At 67.4% G+C, this 2,553-nt stretch carries 1 protein-coding gene and 1 pseudogene; both read left to right on the forward strand.

What is annotated here, in order from left to right; all coding sequences use genetic code 11:
- The coding region (locus tag AC1DJT_RS35985) for a calcium-binding protein (RefSeq protein WP_476835986.1) at positions 1-1,713 on the forward strand (1,713 nt) is incomplete at its 5' end.
- Between the two features lie 57 nt (positions 1,714-1,770).
- A pseudogene (locus tag AC1DJT_RS35990) lies at positions 1,771-2,553 on the forward strand (HlyD family type I secretion periplasmic adaptor subunit); the annotation flags it as partial.

Below are 2,553 nucleotides of genomic sequence, written 5' to 3' on the forward strand. Positions count from 1 at the left end.
GGCAATGACGTGATCGATGGCCGCGGCGGCTCGGACATCCTGCATGGCGGCGCCGKCAACGACTTCATCCGCGGCGGCGCCGGCCATGACCTGATCTATGCCGGCCGCGGCAACGACATCGTCTATGGCGGCGAGGGCAACGACACGATCTATGGCGGCGACGGCGACGACCAGCTCTTCGGCGAGGATGGCGACGACATCATCTTCGGCGAGGCTGGCGATGACATCATTGTCGGCGGCGCCGGCAACGACCAGCTCTCCGGCGGTGACGGCAATGACGTGATCCAGGGCGGCACCGGCGACGACCAGATCGCCGGGGATGCCGGCAACGACGTCGCCCATGGCGATGAGGGCGACGACACCGTGGATGGCGGCGCCGGGAATGATGAAGTTCATGGCGATGCCGGCGACGATCACGTCATGGGCGGSGCCGGCAATGACCAGGTCTATGGYGAGGACGGCGACGACATCCTCGACGGCGGCGCCGGCGACGACTGGATCGACGGCGGCGAAGGCGACAACACGATCTTCACCGGCGATGGCACCAACAGCGTCCGCACCGGCAACGGCAACAATGTTGTGACCGGTGGCGCTCATGTCGACATCGTCCAGTTCGGCGCCGGCCAGGACACGGCCCAGCTCGGCGCGGGCGACGATGCAGCGGCCGGCGGCGGCGGCGATGACCGGCTCTTCGGCGAGGATGGCGACGACACGCTCTCCGGCGACGACGGTGACGATGTGCTCGACGGCGGTTCCGGCGACGATCACCTCGCGGGCGGCAGCGGCGACGACCAGATCCATGGCGGGACCGGTGACGACATCGTCTTCGGCGGCGACGGGCGCGACCGGATCGAGGGCGACGCGGATGACGACATCGTCTTCGCCGGCGCCGGCGACGACCGGGTCGAGGGCAATGCCGGCAATGACCGGCTCTTCGGCGAGGCTGGTGACGACCGGATCGAGGGCGACGCGGGCGATGATGTCATCGATGGCGGGGCCGGCAACGACCGGCTCGAGGGCGATGACGGCGACGACGTGGTCATGGGCGGAGCTGGTAACGACCAGATCGCCGGAGATGCTGGCGACGATACGCTCGATGGCGGTACCGGTGAGGATCTCGTCAAGGCCGGCGCCGGCAACGACGTGATCATCGGCACGCTCGATGCCGCGGCCGATTGCTATGATGGCGGCAACGGCAGCGACACGCTGGATTACTCCCAGGCGACGCAATGCATCKACATCAACCTGGTCGAGGGCAAGGCGGTCAGCGTCGAGATCGGCGCGGACAGCTTCTCCAATATCGAGGCGGTGATCGGCGGCAGCGGCGACGACCACTTCACCATCGGTGCCGACGCAGTGACGCTGACCGGCGGTGCCGGCAACGACTGCTTCTCGTTCGACGTGCCCTATGACGAGGATGACCGCGACCTGATCCACCAGATCCTCGATCTCGAGGCTGGCGACCGCATCATCGTCAGCCAGTACCAGATCCGCACGGATGGCGATCCCGCCAATGGTGCGCCCGGGGACGAGGCCGATCCGTTCGCCAGCGCCTATGGCGACCAGGCCGGCACTGCCAGCCAGCCCTTCCGCTTCCGCATCGAGAAGATCGGTGACAACGACTACACCTATGTCGACGTCTATCTCGAGCAGACCGACGAGAGGGACTACTCSATCGAGATCCAGGGCAGYCACAGGCTTTAYTAYTAYTGACCTCGGTGCGSGGCMGCKSGGCCTCGCATCCCGGGTCCGCTGACGGGAGAGACGGATATGACCAGGCGCAATGTCGCATCGCAGGTGGGCGGGGACGCCAGGGAAGGGCGCGAGCCGAACTTCGGGCTCGGCCGGCATATGCTCGCCGGTACCGCGCTCGCCCTGCTCCTGGTCGTCGGCTGCGGCGGCTGGGCCGCCAGCGCCCATCTCAACGGCGCCGTGATCGCCCAGGGCTCGATCAAGGTCGATCAGAACCTCAAGGAGGTGCAGCACCGCGACGGCGGCGTCGTCCAGGCGATCGGGGTGCGACAGGGCGACCGGGTCGAGGCAGGCCAGACCCTGTTCTGGCTCGACGATGTCCAGACCAAGGCCGAGCTCTCGATCATCCGCTCGCAGCTCGGCGARAATCTCGGYCGCAAGGCCCGCCTGATCGCCGAGCGCGACAACCTYGCCGCGATCACCTTCCCGGCCGAGTTCGCCCGATTCTCCGACGAGGCCAGCCAGATCATCCAGGGCGAGACCCGGTTGTTCGACGGCAACCGCACCAACCGCGAAAGCCGCAAGGAACAGCTCGAGATCAGCATCGTCCAGTCCGGTGAGGAGGTGAAGGGCCTCGAGGCGCGCCAGGTCGCCAAGGTCGAGGAGCTGCGCCTGGTCGAGCTCGAGCGCAACAAATATCTCGGCCTGTTTCAGAAGGGCTTCATCGACGGCACGAAGGTCTACAAYATCAACCGCGAATGGGCCCGCCTGCTCGGCGAGCGCGGCGAGATCGAAGCCTCGATCGCCCGCGCCCGGCTGCGCGTCAGCGACGCCCGCCTCCAGATCATCGCCGTCGACGAG

This window comes from Allobosea sp. 05T422_2 (genome assembly GCF_056396265.1).